The sequence below is a fragment of the Azospirillum argentinense genome (genome assembly GCF_000632475.1).
GTDB lineage: Bacteria > Pseudomonadota > Alphaproteobacteria > Azospirillales > Azospirillaceae > Azospirillum > Azospirillum baldaniorum.
Genome location: NZ_CP007798.1, coordinates 90,705 through 107,923 on the forward strand (window position 1 = coordinate 90,705; position 17,219 = coordinate 107,923).

Sequence of the window (17,219 nt, forward strand, 5' to 3'; positions counted from 1 at the left end):
ACCGGTCGGCTCCATGCCGAAACGGGCGGTCTTAATGGACGTTGACAACAAGGGTTCCTCATGCGCATCGCAATGATCGGTACGGGCTATGTCGGGCTGGTGTCCGGCGCCTGCTTTTCGGAATTCGGCGTCCACGTCACCTGCGTCGACAAGGACGCCGGCAAGATCGAGCGCCTGAAGCGCGGCGAAATTCCGATCTACGAGCCGGGCCTGGATGAACTGGTCGCGCGCAACGTCGCCGCCGGACGCCTCTCCTTCACGCTCGACCTGAAGGAAGCCATGGCTGGCGTGGACGCCGTGTTCATCGCGGTGGGCACCCCGACCCGGCGCGGCGACGGCCACGCCGATCTCTCCTACGTCTACGCCGCCGCCGAGGAGGTCGCCGCCAACCTCGACCACTACACGGTGGTGGTGAACAAGTCGACCGTGCCGGTCGGAACGGGCCGCGAGGTCCAGGCGATCATCCGCCGCGCCAACCCCGACGCCGATTTCGACGTGGCGAGCAACCCGGAGTTCCTGCGCGAGGGCTCGGCCATCGGCGACTTCATGCGCCCCGACCGTGTGGTGATCGGCACCAGCTCGGAGCGCGCCGCCGAGGTGATGCGCCGCCTCTACCGCCCGCTCTACCTGATCGAGACGCCGATCGTCCTGACCTCGCTCGAGACGGCGGAACTGACTAAGTACGCCGCCAACACCTTCCTGGCCGCCAAGATCACCTTCATCAACGAGATCGCCGACCTGTGCGAGAAGGTGGGCGCCAACGTCCACGACGTGGCCCGCGGCATCGGGCTGGATGGACGCATCGGCAAGAAGTTCCTGCACCCCGGTCCGGGCTACGGCGGCTCCTGCTTCCCCAAGGACACGCTGGCCCTGGTGCGCACCGCCCAGCAGGTCGGCAGCCCGCTGCGCATCATCGAGACGGTGGTCGACATCAACGACAAGCGCAAGAAGCAGATGGCCGAGCGCATCGTCGCCGCCTGTGGCGGGTCGGTGGCCGGCAAGACCATCGGCGTTCTGGGCGTCACCTTCAAGCCCAACACCGACGACATGCGCGACGCCCCGTCGCTGGACATCATTCCGGCGCTCCAGGCCGCCGGCGCCACCGTGCGCGCCTTCGACCCCGCCGGCATGCACGAGGCCGAGAAGCTGCTGCCCGGCGTGGTCTGGACCCAGGACGCCTACGGCGCGCTGGAGGGGGCCGACTGCCTCACCATCCTGACGGAATGGAACGAGTTCCGCGCGCTGGATCTGAAGCGGATCAAGACCCTGCTGACGCAGCCGGTCATGGTGGACCTGCGCAACATCTACAATCCCGAGGACATGGCCGCCGCCGGCTTCGTCTACAGCTCCATCGGGCGGCCCGCAATGCCGTCCCAGAACGTCTGAAGCGATCCGGTACAAGGAGGTCAGTCGAGACCATGAGCGAAGCCCACACCTTCCACCCGACCGTGCTGCGCGAGTACGACATCCGCGGCATCGTCGGCAGCACCCTGACCGCGGCGGACGCCCGCGCGGTCGGCCGGGCCTTCGGCACCGTGGTCGCCCGTGGCGGCGGGAAGACCGTGTGCGTCGGCTACGACGGCCGGCTCTCCTCGCCGGAGCTGGAAGCCGCCCTGGTGGATGGGCTGGTCGCCTGCGGCCTGCATGTGCTGCGCATCGGGCTCGGCCCCACCCCGATGCTGTATTTCGCCACCCGCGACCGCGAGGCGGCAGCCGGCATCATGATCACCGGCTCCCACAACCCGCCGGACTACAACGGCATCAAGATGATGCTGGGCAAGGGGCCGGTCTACGGCCAGCAGATCCTCGACATCGGCATCATCGCGTCGAAGGCCGACTACGTCTCCGGTGAGGGCTCGTCGGAGCAGGTCGACGTCAAGGACGCCTACGTGGAGCGTCTGCTGCGCGACTATGACGGCACCCGCGACCTGACCGTCGCCTGGGACGCCGGCAACGGTGCCTCCGGCGAGATCCTCCGCCGCCTGACCGCGAAGCTGCCGGGCAAGCACATCCTGCTGTTCGACGAGATCGACGGCAACTTCCCCAACCACCATCCGGACCCGACGGTCGAGAAGAACCTCGTCGACCTGAAGAAGGCGGTGGCGGAGAACGGCTGCGACATCGGCATCGGCTTCGACGGCGACGGCGACCGCATCGGCGCCATCGACCATCGGGGCCGCGTGGTGTGGGGCGACCAGCTCGTGGCGATCTACGCCGCCGACGTGCTGAAGAGCCACCCCGGCGCGACGATCATCGCTGACGTGAAGGCCAGCCAGACGCTGTTCGACGAGATTGCCCGGCTCGGCGGCACCCCGCTGATGTGGAAGACCGGCCATTCGTTGCTGAAGGCGAAGATGGCGGAACTCGGCTCTCCGCTGGCCGGCGAGATGTCGGGTCACATCTTCTTCGCCGACAAGTGGTACGGCTTCGACGACGCGCTGTACTGCGCGGTGCGGCTGATCGGGCTGGTCAGCAAGCTGAACCAGCCGCTGTCGGACCTCCGCGACCGCCTGCCGCCGGTGGTGAACACGCCGGAGACCCGCTTCCAGGTGAGCGAGGAGCGCAAGTTCCAGGTCGTCCAGGAGGTCAAGGGCCGGCTGAAGAATGAGGGCGCCGACGTCAACGACATCGACGGCGTGCGCGTGAAGACGGCGGACGGCTGGTGGCTGCTGCGCGCTTCCAACACCCAGGACGTGCTGGTGGCCCGTGCGGAGTCCGGCACGCCCGAAGGGCTGGAGCGGTTGAAGGGCATGGTCGTGGCCCAACTGGAAGCCTCCGGCCTCCAGGCCCCTTCCTTCGAGGACGGCGGCAGCGCCCACTGATTGGACGGACCCACTGATCGGACGAACTGAAAAGGCCCTTCCCTGCGGATGCGGGGAAGGGCCTTTTCTTTGCCTGGGGTCCGAAAAGAAGCCGGTGAGAATTCTCACCGCTTCGCACCGGGAAAGCCACCGGTGAGAATTCTCACCGATGCCGATCAGCCGTTCTCACTGTCTCCATTCTCACCGGCTCCATTCTCACCGTTCAGGATCGCGTCGATGGAACGGCGCAGGTCGCGCAGCACCTCGCGGTCCACATCCTCCAGCCGCTTCGGCTTCTCCTGGAAAGCGTGCAGGGCCTCCCGGGTGCGCAGGATGTTGCGGGAGACGCGCAGGCTGAAGGCGCTCAGAACCGCTTCCGGTTCGTCCCGCGTGCCCGTTGGGGCAGCGCCGGGCGCGCGGGGTTCCGGCAGGGGCTGGTCGTTGGTCAGGCTGTCCAGAAGGCGCATCTGCGCGTCCGCGTCGTCGAGCGCGGCGATCTGGTAAAGCTTGTAGCGGGCAATCTTCTTCTCGGCCCCCTCATAGCGTTCCCGCACCGCCGGGGCGATCCTGGTCAGCCCGAGGGTCCGGGTGATCTCGGCCTTGTCGCGCCCCATGATCTGGCCGAGATCGGCGTGGGAATAGCCGTGCTTCTCCACCAGGGCCACGAAGGCGTCAGCCTCTTCGAAGGGCGTCAGGTCGGCGCGCAGGACGTTCTCCACGACCGCCACCTCGGCGGTGTCGATGCCGTCCGGCACCAGGATGCAGGGGACCGTCTGCTGGCCGAGCGCGCGGACCGCCCGCAGGCGCCGCTCCCCGAAGACGAGCTGGAAGCGGCTCGGCCCCAGCTCGCGGACGCCGATCGGCTGCTGCAGGCCGTATTTGCGGATGGAGTCCGTCAGGGCGGCCAGCTCCGCCTCGTCGAAGCGGCGGCGCGGCTGATCGGGGTTGGCCTCGATCCAGTCCACGTCGGGGTAGACGAGCCGCACCCCCTGTTCCGGCTCCGCGAAGACGGCGAGCGCGCCGCGGCTCATGGCGTTCAGCCGGGCGAGGTTCCCGGTTCCGAGCTTACGCGACATTGGCCACCTCCACGCGCTTGCGCCGCTCCACGACGATGGCGTCGGCGAGCGCCCGGTAGGAGGACGCCCCCGGCGCGTCCGGCACTGCCTCCAAGGCGGCGCGTCCGGCAAGGGCGGCGTCGCCGTAGATGGTCGCCCGCGGCACCGGCGGGAAGATGCGCAGCGTGCCGCCCAGCGCGCTGTGGAGCTGCTCCAGGGTCACCTGATGCTGGTTCAGCCGGGCGTTGTGCATGGTCGGCAGAATGCCCAGGACGGCGAGGCTGGGGTGGCAGCGCCGCTTCAGCTTGTTGATCGTCTTCAGCAGATGGTTCACGCCGATGGAGGACAGATACTCGGTCTGGCAGGGGATGACGATGAGGTCCGACGCCACCAGCCCGTTGGCGGTGCATTGGCCCAGGTTCGGCGGGCAGTCGATGAAGATGAAGTCGTAGGCCGACCGCGCGTCCTGAAGCCGCTCCCGCAGGGCCATGGGGCCGCTGGGGTCGGCGGTCAGCTCCACCTCGACCGATGCCAGCTCGATGCTCGACGGGGCGATTTCCAGCCCGATGTCGCCGACCGGAACCACGATGTCCTCGACGGCGACCTCCTCGCGCAGCACGTGGGCGAGCGACTTGCGCCGGCCCTCCTCATACTCGATCAGGTCGATGCCGAGATGCGCCGTGGCGTTGGCCTGCGGGTCGGCGTCGATGATGAGCACGCGGTAGCCCTCGCGTGCCAGGATGCTGGCGGTGTTGACCGTGCAGGTGGTCTTGCCGACCCCGCCCTTCTGGTTGGCGAGGCAGATGACCAGCGCCGGCCCATGCTTGCCGTCCACCACCGCCGTCTCCTTCAGCAGGAAACGGACGACCGCGTCGGGGATCTTCTCGCTGTTGCTTTCCCAGCGGGAGATCTTGGACCGGTCGTAGCGCCGCTCCAGCCGCTCGTTCAGCCAAGCCGCGAAATCCGGCTGTGAAAGTTTGCGCTCCTCGCGCAGGAGCCTCATGTCTTCGCCACGCACGTCAACCTCCACAGCGAATGCGCTTGCCGTGTTCAACCGATACGACGGAGCCTCGAATCGGTCAAGGTTGACGGTCGCCCCCATTGCATCAACAGCCGGCATCAACAGGGCCGGCATCAACAGGGAAGGCGTGTTCCGGCCGGCGGGGCCTGTTGTCACACATCCTATCGATAGTGGTATGCCACTTTTGAGTGCTTCCTTAGCCTCCAGGGTCCGGCATGTCCACGTCCCCGCAACGAACCATCGACATCCCGATCGTCGTGAACGCCTGGGGAGCTGCGGCGGGCGGGACGGCACCGCATTTCCGGCTGCTGGTCGACGGTGTGATGATCGGCGAGGCGTGGGTTGGCGCAACCTCCAGCACGCCCTACACCTTCACCGCCAGGGTCGATCCGGACCAAGCGCACCGGATCTCCATCTGGTACGACAACGACGGGATGGTGAACGGGGTGGACCGCAACCTGTTCGTCGGTTCCATCGTCGTGGACGGGCAGGAAATCGCTTCCACCGACCCGCGCGTCACCTACGACAAGGGGGCGGTGGACGGGAAGGACGTGGTCGCCGGCCAAGTGGGGCTCTATTGGGGTGGCCTGCTGTCCTTCGGTCTGGGGGAGGAGATGTTCGGCGGTCCGCTGGTCCGCCCCCCGCCGAAGCCGGAGGAGGTCATCACCCGGCCCATCCCCATCACCGTCGAGGCGGCGCGCGGCGCCTCCGTCACGGGGCCGGTGCGCTTCCAGGTCCTGGTGGACGGCAAGCTGGCCGGGGAGGCCGAAGCCACCTCCACCACCGCCGAACGCTTCACCTTTTCCATCACCATCGACCCGTCCATCGCCCACACGGTGCAGATCCTGCCCGTCGGCGGGGCGCAGGCCGGCGATCTGGCGCTCGGCGCCGTGACGGTGAACGGCCAGCCTTTCGCCGCTCCCGCGCCGGCCGGGGATGGGTCCGCCACCCTGGCGGTCGCCACTCCGGTCTTCCAGGGCACCGCGTCGGAAGCCGCGGCCCCGCAGGGCGACGCCTTCTACGTGGCGAAGAACGGGAACGATTCCTGGTCCGGCCGGCTGGCCGAGCCGAACGCCGACGGCACCGACGGCCCCTTCGCCAGCCTGGAGCGCGCGCAGGCGGCCATGCGCGCCAGCACCATCAAGACCACCTACGTCCGCGAGGGCGCCTACAACCTGACGAACGCGCTCGGGCTCGGTGCTGCGGACAGCGGCGTCCGCATCCTGGGCTATCCGGGCGAGCAGGCGGTCCTCAGCGGCGGCGAGCGGGTCACCGGCTTCACCTACGAAGGCAACGGCGTCTGGTCGGCGCCCCTGTCCGCGGCACCGGGGCTGGACGTCACCGTCAACGGCGTGCGCTACCGGCTGGCTTCCAAGGCGGCCTACGACCCGCAGGACCCGACCTCCGGCTGGTTCGTCGCGGACGCGAGCACCTCTGGCGCCAGCAAGAACGCGCTGCGCTACCGCGTTGGCGACGTCACCGCCGCCGATCTGGTGCCGGGCAGCCGGGTCCAGGTCTTCGACACCGAACGGCTCCAGGACGCGATCCTGACCGTCGCCAGCATCGACACGGTGACGCGCACCCTGACCTTCACCGCCGATGCGCCCTTCACCATACGCGACGGCTCCACCTTCAAGCTGCTGGGCAACAGCGCCCACGTCGATCAGGTGGGGGAGTTCGCCTACCGCGCGTCGGACGGGCGGCTGGTCATCAAGGCGGACGCGGGCTTCGACGGGACCGGGGTGGAGGTCGCCCGGCTCGGCACGCTGCTGCGGCTGAACGGCGCCAACGGGGTGACGATCCAGGGGCTGACCTTCATCAACACGACGACGGACGGCAATGCGCTCGATGTCGTCGGCGGCGACCTGAACGCCATCGCCGGCAACAGCTTCGTGAATGTCGGGACGGGGATCCGCCTGACCCAGGGGTCGGACCGCAATCTGGTCAGCGGCAACTATCTGGACCATCTGGGTATCAACGGCATCGCCATGAGCGGCCAGTCGATCGGCAACACGATCACCGGCAACCGCATCCAGCACATCGGCGAGGTGCGCAAGTATGCCGGCGGCATCATGGCGTCGGGGGTCGGCGACACGGTGATCTCCCACAACGACATCGACCACAGCTCGCGCTATGGCATCTCGGTCAAGAACTGGGACAGCGCGACCATCAGCCTGAACAACGCCATCCTCTACAACCGCATCCGCAACACGGGATTGGAGACGGCGGATTCCGGCGGCATCGAGCTGCTCGGCCGGTCGAACCTGCACACCGGCACGCGGATCGAGGGGAACTGGATCGAGCACACCGGCGGTATCGCCACCACCAGCACCGGCCAGTGGCTGCTCAATTACAAAGGATACGGCATCTATCTGGACGACCTGACCAGCGGCGTGACCGTGCAGGGCAACTTCCTGCGCGACACGTCCTGGGCCGCCGTCATGATCCATGGCGGCTACGACAACCTCGTCACCAACAACGTCAGCGTGCTCGGGGCCAACGGCGAGAGCTTCATCCGCATCGAATGGGTGCCCCTGGCCGGTGCGGCGGGCATCCCGGCGAACAACACGGTCACCGGCAACCTCGTGTCGGGCGCGGTGCCGCTCGGCGGCTACGTGACGATCCTGTCGGCGGGGCAGAACGCCATCGACAGCAACTTCCTGCATCAGGTCGGTGGGTACGGGGCGGGCGACCGGATCGGCGACCCGCTGTTCGCCGACGCCTACAACCACGACTACAGCCTGTTGCCGCTGTCCCCGGCGCTCGTCGCCGGAATCCAGGATCTCGCCTGGCTGCTGATGGGCATCGCGCCCCCCGGCGGGCCGGTTCCCCCGCAGGAAGGCGGCGGAAGCACCCCCTTGCCCCCCTCCGTTCCCCAGACCAACGAGCCTCCCGTTCCGGCGCCCCTGCCCGACACGCCATCCGACACGCCCCCCGCCGCCCAGCCGCCCCACGTTCTCTTCACCCGGTACGTGGACGGGGTGCAGCAGACGGTGCCGGCCTATGCCTACGAAGGGCCGGTCTCCAACCTGGAATGGACCTTTCTGGGCGACGCCCGCGACGAGGTCGTCGGGGGCTCGGATGGCAACGACTTCATCAACCTGATGGGCGGCAACGACGCGGCGTTCGGTGGAGCGGGCGACGACGTGCTGGACGGCGGCTCGGGCTCCAACTGGCTGGTCGGTGGAACCGGCAAGGACACCTTCTTCGTCGATGGCCGCGGGGGCGAGCCCACCTGGTCCACCGTCACCGATCTGGAGCGGGGCGAGTGGGCGATCATCTGGGGCTTCAGGGAAGGCCTCTCCAAGCTCAGGTGGGAAGCGATGAGCGGCGCCGAAGGGTCCAAAGGCGCCACGATCCACTGCGATCTCGATGCCAACGGCACCATCGACGCCAGCATGACCTTCACCGGCCGGTCGGTCGGAGAGCTGACCGTGGCCGCCGGCATGAGCGGGAACGTTCCGTACATCTCCATCATCATGCTCTGAGCGGGCATCGTGCTCTGAACGGGAAATCCCGCTTCATCCCTCCGGCGTGCGGCTTCTATGATCCTGCATCGAGGGCAGGACGAAGCGGGGCCGGAAGAAAAGCATGGAGCGGGTGGACTGCGTGGTGGTCGGAGCCGGGGTGATCGGGCTGGCGGTGGCCCGGCGTCTGGCCCGCGCCGGGCGGGAGGTGATCATCCTGGAGGCGGCGGAGGCCATCGGCACCGGCACCAGCTCGCGCAACTCCGAGGTCATCCACGCCGGCATCTACTACCCGACGGGCAGCCTGCGCGCGCGGTTGTGCGTGGCCGGGCGGGATGCCCTTTACGCCTATTGCGCGGAGCACGGAGTCGGGCATCGCCGCATCGGCAAGCTGATCGTCGCCACCGAGGATGGCCAGCGATCTCGGCTGGAGGCCATCCGCGCCCAGGCCGCCGTCAACGGCGTGGAGGATCTCGTCGAGCTTCCGGCGGCCGCGGTGACGGCGCTGGAGCCCGCCCTGCGCTGCGTCGGGGCGCTGTTGTCGCCGTCCACGGGGATCATCGACAGCCACGGCCTGATGCTGGCCCTGCTGGGCGACGCCGAGGAGGCGGGCGCCATGCTGGCCGTCCTGAGCCCGCTGGAGCGTGCCCATCGCACCGGGAACGGCTTCGACCTGGAGGTCGGCGGGGCGGAGCCGATGCGCATCGCCTGCGGCACGCTGATCAACGCCGCCGGTCTGGGGGCCTGGGCCGTGGCGCGCGGGCTGGAAGGTTTCCCGGCGGAGCATGTGCCGCCGCGGGTGCTGGCCAAGGGGAACTATTACGCGCTGGGGCAAGGGCGTTCGCCCTTCGCCCGGCTGGTCTACCCGGTGCCGGTGGACGGCGGGCTCGGCGTCCACCTGACGCTGGACCTTGCCGGGCAGGCCCGTTTCGGGCCGGATGTGGAATGGCTGGCGCCCGCGGATCATGGCGAACCCGACTACAGGGTCGACCCCCGGCGGGCCGACGCCTTCTACGGCGAGGTCCGCCGCTATTGGCCGGGACTGCCCGACGGGGCCCTGGTGCCCGCCTACGCCGGCGTTCGCCCCAAGCTGAGCGGGCCGGGGCAACCGCAAGCCGATTTCCTGATCCAGGGACCGGACAGTCACGGCGTTGCCGGGCTGGTCAATCTGTTCGGCATGGAATCGCCGGGGCTGACGTCCTGCCTCGCCATCGCCGATCTGGTGGCGGAACGTCTTTCCTGAATGCGCCTTTCCTGAATGCGTCAAGCGGGCAGCCTGATGTGTCAGGCTGCCCGCTCGGCCGTCCGGGTTCGTCGACCGGAATGCCCAACCGGGCGCCGCAGGGCGCCCGGCCGGGTCCGGGGATGGAGGTTTCCGCTCAGGTCAGGGTGATGGCGAGATAGGGGCTGTCCCCCGAGGTCCAGGTGCTGGTCATCAGCGACGAGACGGAGACCCCGGTGAAGGTCATCGCGGTGTCGATGGTGCCGTTGCCGTCGATGTCGCAGTAGGCCGTGGCCCCCTTGGCGCCGTCGGCGCCCGACATGTTGTCCCAGGTCAGCTTGGAGACGCCCTCCTTGAAGCCCCAGATGACCGCCCACTCGCCCTTCTCCAGGTCGGAGACCGTGGACCAGGTGGCCTCCGGGTTGCGGCCGTCGACGAAGAAGGCGTCCTGACCGCTTCCACCGGTCAGCCAGTTGGAGCCCGAGCCGCCGTCCAGCACGTCGTCCCCGGCGCCTCCGTTGATCGCGTCGTTGCCGGCGCCCATGTTGATGAAGTCGTTGCCGGCGGTGCCGTTGATCGCTTCGTTGCCGGAGCCGCCGATGAACTGCCACTGCAGGGACGTGACCGGACCCGTGTAGGCCTCCGCCGCCACCCGGCTGCTTTCGCCGTCCACCGTGACGTCGAACATGGTGGTGGCCGGAGGTTCGGTGGTGGGCGGCTGGGTGACCGGAGGTTCGGTAACCGGCGGCTCGGTGACCGGGGGTTCGGTGGTGGGCGGCGTGACCGTGGCATTGGCCAAGGTGATGGTGCTGCCGCTGACCTGGAACTGGCTCGCCGCGAAGCTGCCGTCGAAGCGCAGGGTCACGTCGGCGCCCGCGTTGGCGTCGTTGCCGATGCGCAGCAGGGTGACGCCATTCACCGTTTCGGCCTGGACCTGCCCGGCGGTGAGCTGGCTGCCGTCGCCGGCGGTGACCGTGCCCGTCATCGCCGTGCCGACGATGCTGAAGACGTCGCCGACCGTGGCCCCGATCACCCCGCCCGTGAAGCCGTTGGCCTGGGCGGTCGTCATCGTCACCGTGTGGCGGACGCTGCCGACCAGTTCCAGATTCTCCACGCCGGCCAGGGTCATGCCGGAAATGTCGATCTGCGGCGTCGCCGTGGTGATCTTGCCTTCCGGATCGGTCACGTTGTCGGAGCTGATCCGCAGCGTGTCGTTGCCGTCGCCGCCGTCGAAGGACACCGTGCCCGCATCGCCCTGGGAGGCGACGATGAAGGTGTCGTTGCCGGCCCCGCCCAGGATCACGTCGGCCTCGGACGAGTTGCCGTGCTCGCCGCTGTAGAAGGTGTCGTCGCCGTCACCGCCGATCATCGTATCGGTGTCCCAGTCGCCGATCAGCGTGTCGTTGCCGGCGCCGCCGTCCAGGCTGTCCTTGCCGCCACCACCGGCCAGCAGGTCGTTGCCGTCCTCGCCGTACAGCACGTCGTCGTCGCCGCGGCCGAAGGCCCGGTCATCGCCGGCGCCACCGTAAATGGTGTCGTTGCCGGCGCCGCTCTCCAGCGTGTCGTTGCCGGCGCCGCCGATCTCGACGTCGTCGCCGCCATGACCCCAGAACCAGACGCCGTCGTCGTTGGCGACCATGCGGTCGGCGAACTCGCTGCCGATCCAGCGCTCGACGTTGGTGAAGGTGTCGCCGGCGGCGTCGCCCGTGCTGTTCGCCGGGTTGCGCAGATCCAGGACGACGCCCGCGGTCGAGTTCGCGTAGGTCACCTCGTCGAAGCCGTCGCCGCCGTCGAACACGTCGGCCCCGGCGCCGCCCTCCATGGTGTCGTGGCCGATGCCGCCGATCAGCGTGTCGTTGCCGTCGCCGCCGTACAGCAGATCGTTGCCCTGGCCGCCGTCCATGCTGTCGTCGCCGGCGCCCCCGTAGATGGTGTCGGTGTCCCCTTCACCGAACAGGGTGTCGTTGCCGGCCCCGCCGTCGAGCATGTCGTCGCCCCAGCCGCCGTAGATCAGGTCGTTGCCGTCCTCGCCGTAGAGCACGTCGTTGTCGGCGCGGCTGTAAATCTGGTCGTCGCCGGCGCCGCCATAGACGGTGTCGTTGCCGTCGCCGCTCTCCATCGTGTCGTTGCCGGCGCCGCCGATCTCCACATCATCGCCCGCATGGCCCCAGAACCACACCGGGTCGTTTCCGGCCACCATGGTGTCGGCGAAGTTGGAGCCAATCCAGCGCTCGATGCCGGTGAAGGTGTCGCCGGCGGCGTCGCCCGTGCTGTTCGCCGGGTTGCCGATGTCGATGATCATGCCGGAGGTGGCGTTCTCGTAGGTGACGACGTCGAAGCCGTCGCCGCCGTCGAACACGTCGGCCCCGGCGCCACCATCCATGGTGTCGTGGCCAAGGCCGCCGATCAGCGTGTCATTGCCGCCGTTGCCGATCAGAACGTCGTTGCCAGCGCCTCCGTCGATGTTGTCCGCAGCGTCGTCGCTGGTCAGCGTATCGTTGCCCGGCGTCGCGGTGCCGGTGACGGCCAGCACGTGAGTCCAGCCATCAACCCCGGCGAAGGGGGAGGGAACGGACATGGGAGCGGCCGCGCTTTGCAGGTCGAGCGTCCAGGAGGCGCCCTGCGTGGCGGGACCGACCGGACCGGAGGCTGCGGCGACGGTGGCGCCGGTGGCGGCGGCCAGACGGTCGAGCAGGAGGCGCCCCGCCGCGCCGGAACCGGCATGGCAGGCGTGGATGTGGATTTCGGTGCCGTGCGCGTCAGGCCAGGCGCGGTCGAGCAGCGACTGCGCGTCCAGGGGCCGGGCTCCCAGCCGGACCCGTCCCGGCTCGCCATGGGCAACCAGATGCACGGCGGCTGGACGCGCGGCAAGGGCGGTTGCCAGCACGGCGTGAACATCGTCGGTGGCGGAGACGAGCGCGACCTGAACGTCGGGACGGCGGCGGCTGAGCAGCCCGTCGAGGTCCTCAAGCCCAGCGTCCGCGATGATGACTTCGTTCAAGGGAAACTCTCCGTAAAATTTTGTTGTGATCGTTGGGATGCCCGACCGCCTGTCTCGCGTATATGGCAAGGCGTGCGACACCCTATGACATGAATTTCCAGGGTAGACTTCTGCAATCTCCTAATAAGGGATAACTCATGCTCCTCATATAAGGTGACGTAGATACTTATATTCATTTCATCCGGGGATTTTCATTGGAGATACGACGGGAAAACAACTTAGTTCTATTGAAGAGATTCGATGCGAGAGGGTAAGAGCCAGTATTCAGACATACCCCTTTTGCGCGCCGCCGTTTTCTCCATCAGCCGAAAGGATTGTTTTCAATAAACATTTTCACTAATTGCAAATGAAATGCGCAGGCTTCCGTTGTTCTTTGAGGAAGGCCTCCGTCTGGAATTTTTCTTGCGATCGAAGCGAGCCGCACCGGCTTTCTTCCCAAGGTTGCCCGGTGTGACGGTGTGGACGGCCACGGTTCCCGGCCTGGACCGGCCATGACGCGGGCCCTGGCGTTCGCCATCATGTCCCCTTGATTCCACCGCCACCGTCGCACCGGACGCACGATCGGTTCGTGCATCAGCGCGCCGTGCGGATCAGAAGTCTGCGAGGGCAATGGGCCGCGCTTGGTGTCGCGGCCGCCCGGGGATGGCCGTGCCCGCCGATCGAGGGCGTGCTGGGCAGGCGGACGAGGGAGCCTGCGCGCGCCGCGGCGCCAAGCTTTCCAGACGCTTATGGGACCGCGTGAGCGTCGTGTCCCGCCGAAGGCTTTGGCATTTCCGGAAAAGTCATGCGAGCTTTTCCGGATCCGCGTTTCTTCCGCGCTTTGTGTGGTCAGCGTAGGACATCAGACCGCACACGGCCTTTTCTCGCGTCCTGTTAAAGGTCTGTTGACCATGCGCAAGGAGTAATCTCGATGCGCAGATTGCTTCGCCCTCTCTGGTCACAGACATTTTCTTGTACCCTTTCGAGAGGATACACTACAGTCCGACCGCCAGCCGAGCCTTGGAAACAAAGAGCCGTGATGCACAGCCAAACTGCCAGAAACGCGCAAGAGCCGTCAACGTCGGCCATGCACACCAACCTGCATGGCCTCGTCATTGTGGCGCGCCATCACGGTCTGCATCTGTCGATCGAACAGCTGCTGCGTGATCATGCGATCGGTGCGGAAGAGGTCGGTCCCGGCCTGCTGACCAAGATCGCCAGGGAAAACGGCCTCCAGGCCCGCCCGACGAAACTCCGATGGAAACACTTGGCCAACCTGGGCAAGGCGCTGCCGGCGTTGCTGCGCATGCGCGACGGGCGGGCCATGTTGCTCATCGGGTTCCGCAAGGCCGACGATGGATCAGCTCCGGCGGCGTTGCTGCAGGATCCGCTGAGCCTCGAAGAGGCCTGCGTCGCGGTCGACGAGGTGCGGCTGAACTCCGTCTGGGACGGCGACGCCATCCTCTTCAAGCGCTCCTACGCGCTGAACGACGATGAGCAGCCGTTCGGCTTCCGGTGGGTCATCAACCAGATCCTGAGGGAGCGGCGGATCTTCCGGGACGTGAGCATCGCCGCGCTGATGCTCAGCATCCTCGTCATCATGCCGCCGCTCATCTTCATGGTCATCGTGGACCGTGTGCTGGTTCACCAGCGCCTGTCCACCCTGGCCGTGCTGCTGGGGGGGATCGCGATCCTCCTCGTCTTCGACACATTGTTCGCCTATCTGCGGCGCTACCTGATCGCCGTCGGCACGGCCCGGATCGACGCCCGCATCAGCTTGTTCATCTTTGACCGGATGATCAATCTGCCGATCGATTTCTTCGAGCGCACACCGACCGGTGTGATCAATCACCGTCTCAACGAAGTCTGGCGCATCCGCAACTTCCTGACGAACCAGTTGTTCGGCACCGTGCTGGACTCGCTGACGCTCGTCATCCTGATCCCGGTGATGTTCACGCTCAGCCCCTATCTGTCGCTCATGGTGCTCAGCTTGGCGGCCCTGATGTTCCTGGTCGTGTTCCTGTACATCGCGCCGCTGGCGCGCGCCTACAAGAAGGTGATCGCGGCCGAGCAGCGCAAGAACTCCTTCATGATCGAGATCCTGCATGGGATACGAACCGTGAAGTCGCTGGCCCTGGAAGGCCGCAAGCGCCAGGAGTGGGATGTCCGGGTCGCGGACGCCGTGCGTGCGTCCACGAACATGAACATTCTGGCCAACCATCCGCAGACCATCCTGCAACCGCTGGAAAAGAGCGTCTACGTCGGCTCCCTGGCGCTTGGCGCTTACCTCGCCATCGGAGAGAACGCTCTGGTCCAGGCCGGCACGATCGTGGCCTTCAGCATGATCGCGCAGCGCGCGGTCGCCCCCTTCGTCCAGATCGCGGGCATCATGCAGCAGGTCCAGGAAGTCCGGGGGGCGGTCGGCCAGGTTTCGGAAGTGGTCAACCAGAAGCCGGAGCGGCCGCGCGACGCGCACGGCGTCCGTCCGGAGATCAAGGGTGAGATCACCTTCTCCGACGTCCGTTTCCGCTATCCCGGCTCGCAGAACCACGCGCTCGACAATATTACCTTCACCATTCAGAAGGGCTCCGTCGTCGGCATCATGGGCCGAAGCGGTTCGGGCAAGACGACCATCACGCGCCTGCTCCAGGGTCTGCACCAGCAGTATGAGGGCCTGATCAAGATCGACGGCGTCGATCTCCGCGAGATCGATCTGAGCCATCTGCGCTCCAGCCTTGGCGTGGTGCTGCAGGACAACTTCCTGTTCAACGGCACGATCCGCGAGAACATCATGGCGGCGCGCCAGAGCGCCTCGCTCGACGAAGTGATCCGCGCCGCCCGGATGGCCGGTGCGGAGGAGTTCATCGAGCGCCTGCCCCGCGGCTATGACACGATGATCGAGGAAGGGTCGGCAAACCTGTCCGGCGGCCAGCGTCAGCGCATCGCCATCGCCCGCGCCCTGCTCGTCGATCCCTCCGTCCTTATCCTGGACGAAGCGACGAGCGCCCTCGACCCCGACAGCGAGGCGATCATCAACAACAACCTGAACCGCATCGGGCAGGGCCGCACGATGATCGTCATCTCCCACCGGCTGGCTTCGCTGGTGAACTGCGATCAGATCCTCGTTCTTGAACGGGGAGCCCTGTACGATGCCGGCAAGCACGACGAATTGCTGAACCGCTGCGACGTCTACCGGCACCTTTGGTTCCAGCAGAACCGCCACCTCGCTCCAGGACCGATCCATGACCGTGCTTCTCTTGCGCCGACCGCAACCAACTGATCTGGACGCCGAGCGGGCAATCAACGACTTCCAGGGCGAAACGGCGGAGCTGATCGGCAGGCCGTATCCCTGGAAGGCGCGGATGACGGTCTGGGTCCTGGCGGGCATGCTGGGCAGCCTGCTCGTCCTGGGCGGCACGGTCGGCGTCGACCGCGTGGTGATGGCGCAGGGGCGCGTCGTCTCCAAGTCGCCGACCATCGTCGTGCAGCCGCTTGAAACATCGATCATCCGCAGCATCGACGTCCATGTCGGGCAGACGGTGCGCCGCGGCGATGTGCTGGCGACGCTCGACCCGACCTTCACGACGGCCGACGTCGCCCAGGTTCAAGCCAAGATTCAGAGCCTGGAGGCGGAGATCGCCCGCCTGCAGGCGGAAGCCGACGGCAAGCCGTTCATGCTGGCCGACGCGGATACCGGCAACGCCGACGCGGTGCTCCAGGCGTCGATCTGGAAGTATCGCCAGGCGGAGTACAAGGCGAAGCTGGCGAACTTCGACCAGCGCATCGAAACCGCGCAGGCCACGATCACGCGCAGCCGTGAGGATGCCCGCTATTACCAGTCCCGGCGTGAAATCCTCACCAAGGTGGAGACGATGCGCCAGGAGCTGGAGCGCAACCAGGTGGGCAGCCGCCTGAACTCGCTCCAGGCGGCGGACACGCGGATCGAGGTCGAGCGGAACCTTGCCCTCAGCGACGCCACCATCCGAACGGCCTCCCACGACATGGGGGCCCTGCGCGCGGAACGCGACGCCTATGTCCAGCAATGGCGCAGCGAGACGCTGACCAATCTGGTGACCCGCCGGACCGAGCTCAGCCAAGCCGCCGAAGAGATGGCCAAGGCCCAGAAGCGCCGCGATCTGGTCGCTCTGCGGGCTGTCGAGGACGCGGTGGTGCTGGACATCGGCCACTTCTCCGTCGGCTCGGTGGTCGAAGGTGCCCGCCAGCTCATCACCCTGATGCCGGTCAACGCCAAGCTCGAAGTCGAGGCGGAGATCAACACGGCCGACCAGGGCTCGGTCAAGCTGGGCGACGAGGTGCAGGTCAAGTTCGAGGCGTACCGTTACCTCAAATACGGCATGGGCAAGGGCGTGGTGCGGACGATCAGCGAAGACGCCTTCACCCAGCGGGACGACGGCTCGCAACAGGCCAAGCAGCCCTTCTACCGGTCGCGCATTGAATTGACCGAGGTGGCCCTGCGCGATGTGCCGGAAAACTTCCGTCTGATCCCCGGCATGCCGGTCGTCGCCGACATCATGGTGGGAAAGCGCACCATCCTGTCCTATCTGATGGAAGGTGTGATGAAGAACGTTTCGGAAGGCGCCCGGGAGCCATAAAACGGGACGGCAAGCGGTGCCGTCATGGGGCGGCACCGGCATCCACAAAGCACGAAGGTG

General features: G+C 67.2%; 10 protein-coding genes. 6 read left to right on the forward strand and 4 right to left on the reverse strand.

Annotated elements, in window-relative coordinates; translation table 11 throughout:
- Nucleotides 1-60: 60 nt before the first annotated feature.
- Both ABAZ39_RS32540 and pgmG read left to right on the forward strand, forming a co-directional pair.
- Complete coding sequence (locus ABAZ39_RS32540) at nt 61-1,386, forward strand: UDP-glucose dehydrogenase family protein (protein ID WP_040138508.1); 1,326 nt, start codon at nt 61-63, stop codon at nt 1,384-1,386.
- A gap of 32 nt (nt 1,387-1,418) precedes the next feature.
- Complete coding sequence (gene pgmG / locus ABAZ39_RS32545) at nt 1,419-2,822, forward strand: phosphoglucomutase/phosphomannomutase PgmG (protein WP_040138509.1); 1,404 nt, start codon at nt 1,419-1,421, stop codon at nt 2,820-2,822.
- Nucleotides 2,823-2,977: 155 nt separating this feature from the next.
- On the opposite strand, the gene ABAZ39_RS33650 is transcribed toward pgmG, so the two are convergent.
- The gene (locus ABAZ39_RS33650; protein WP_051658841.1) at nt 2,978-3,877 is read right to left on the reverse strand and encodes a ParB/RepB/Spo0J family partition protein; all 900 of its coding nucleotides are present in this window, start codon (nt 3,875-3,877) and stop codon (nt 2,978-2,980) included.
- Nucleotides 3,867-4,874 carry an AAA family ATPase gene (locus ABAZ39_RS32555; protein WP_040138557.1) on the reverse strand — a complete coding sequence of 336 codons (1,008 nt, stop codon included), beginning with the start codon at nt 4,872-4,874 and terminating at the stop codon, nt 3,867-3,869. The genes ABAZ39_RS33650 and ABAZ39_RS32555 overlap by 11 nt, the downstream gene beginning before the upstream one ends.
- 218 nt (nt 4,875-5,092) lie before the next feature.
- Here ABAZ39_RS32555 and ABAZ39_RS33655 point away from each other — a divergent pair, with 218 nt between their 5' ends.
- Nucleotides 5,093-8,365, forward strand: a complete 3,273-nt coding sequence (locus tag ABAZ39_RS33655) for a carbohydrate-binding domain-containing protein (protein WP_051658842.1) — start codon at nt 5,093-5,095, stop codon at nt 8,363-8,365.
- 103 nt (nt 8,366-8,468) lie between these two features.
- Nucleotides 8,469-9,587: an NAD(P)/FAD-dependent oxidoreductase gene (locus tag ABAZ39_RS32565; RefSeq protein ID WP_040138510.1), complete on the forward strand. Its 1,119-nt coding sequence runs from the start codon at nt 8,469-8,471 to the stop codon at nt 9,585-9,587.
- 136 nt (nt 9,588-9,723) lie between these two features.
- Here ABAZ39_RS32565 and ABAZ39_RS37620 read toward each other — a convergent pair whose 3' ends face one another.
- Together ABAZ39_RS37620 and ABAZ39_RS35975 are read right to left on the reverse strand one after the other, a co-directional pair.
- Nucleotides 9,724-12,567: a DUF4347 domain-containing protein gene (locus ABAZ39_RS37620; RefSeq protein ID WP_040138511.1), complete on the reverse strand. Its 2,844-nt coding sequence runs from the start codon at nt 12,565-12,567 to the stop codon at nt 9,724-9,726.
- Between the two features lie 301 nt (nt 12,568-12,868).
- Nucleotides 12,869-13,087 (reverse strand): hypothetical protein, encoded by a 219-nt coding sequence (locus tag ABAZ39_RS35975; protein ID WP_144243687.1) that lies wholly within the window; start codon nt 13,085-13,087, stop codon nt 12,869-12,871.
- Between the two features lie 390 nt (nt 13,088-13,477).
- On the opposite strand from ABAZ39_RS35975, the gene ABAZ39_RS32575 reads away from it, so the two are divergent.
- Nucleotides 13,478-15,826, forward strand: a complete 2,349-nt coding sequence (locus ABAZ39_RS32575) for a peptidase domain-containing ABC transporter (RefSeq protein ID WP_247881816.1) — start codon at nt 13,478-13,480, stop codon at nt 15,824-15,826.
- A complete protein-coding gene (locus ABAZ39_RS32580; protein WP_040138513.1) occupies nt 15,789-17,159 on the forward strand; it encodes an HlyD family type I secretion periplasmic adaptor subunit in 1,371 nt (456 codons plus the stop codon). The genes ABAZ39_RS32575 and ABAZ39_RS32580 overlap by 38 nt, the downstream gene beginning before the upstream one ends.
- Nucleotides 17,160-17,219: the final 60 nt, after the last annotated feature.

What these genes read in the sequence shown, in the direction of transcription:
- ABAZ39_RS32575 (WP_247881816.1), top strand. Translation starts at nt 13,478, where the DNA reads ATGCGCAGATTGCTTCGCCCTCTCTGGTCACAGACATTTTCTTGTACC.
- ABAZ39_RS35975 (WP_144243687.1), bottom strand. Translation starts at nt 13,087, where the DNA reads ATGATGGCGAACGCCAGGGCCCGCGTCATGGCCGGTCCAGGCCGGGAA.
- pgmG (WP_040138509.1), top strand. Translation starts at nt 1,419, where the DNA reads ATGAGCGAAGCCCACACCTTCCACCCGACCGTGCTGCGCGAGTACGAC.
- ABAZ39_RS32580 (WP_040138513.1), top strand. Translation starts at nt 15,789, where the DNA reads ATGACCGTGCTTCTCTTGCGCCGACCGCAACCAACTGATCTGGACGCC.
- ABAZ39_RS32565 (WP_040138510.1), top strand. Translation starts at nt 8,469, where the DNA reads ATGGAGCGGGTGGACTGCGTGGTGGTCGGAGCCGGGGTGATCGGGCTG.
- ABAZ39_RS33655 (WP_051658842.1), top strand. Translation starts at nt 5,093, where the DNA reads ATGTCCACGTCCCCGCAACGAACCATCGACATCCCGATCGTCGTGAAC.
- ABAZ39_RS32540 (WP_040138508.1), top strand. Translation starts at nt 61, where the DNA reads ATGCGCATCGCAATGATCGGTACGGGCTATGTCGGGCTGGTGTCCGGC.
- ABAZ39_RS33650 (WP_051658841.1), bottom strand. Translation starts at nt 3,877, where the DNA reads ATGTCGCGTAAGCTCGGAACCGGGAACCTCGCCCGGCTGAACGCCATG.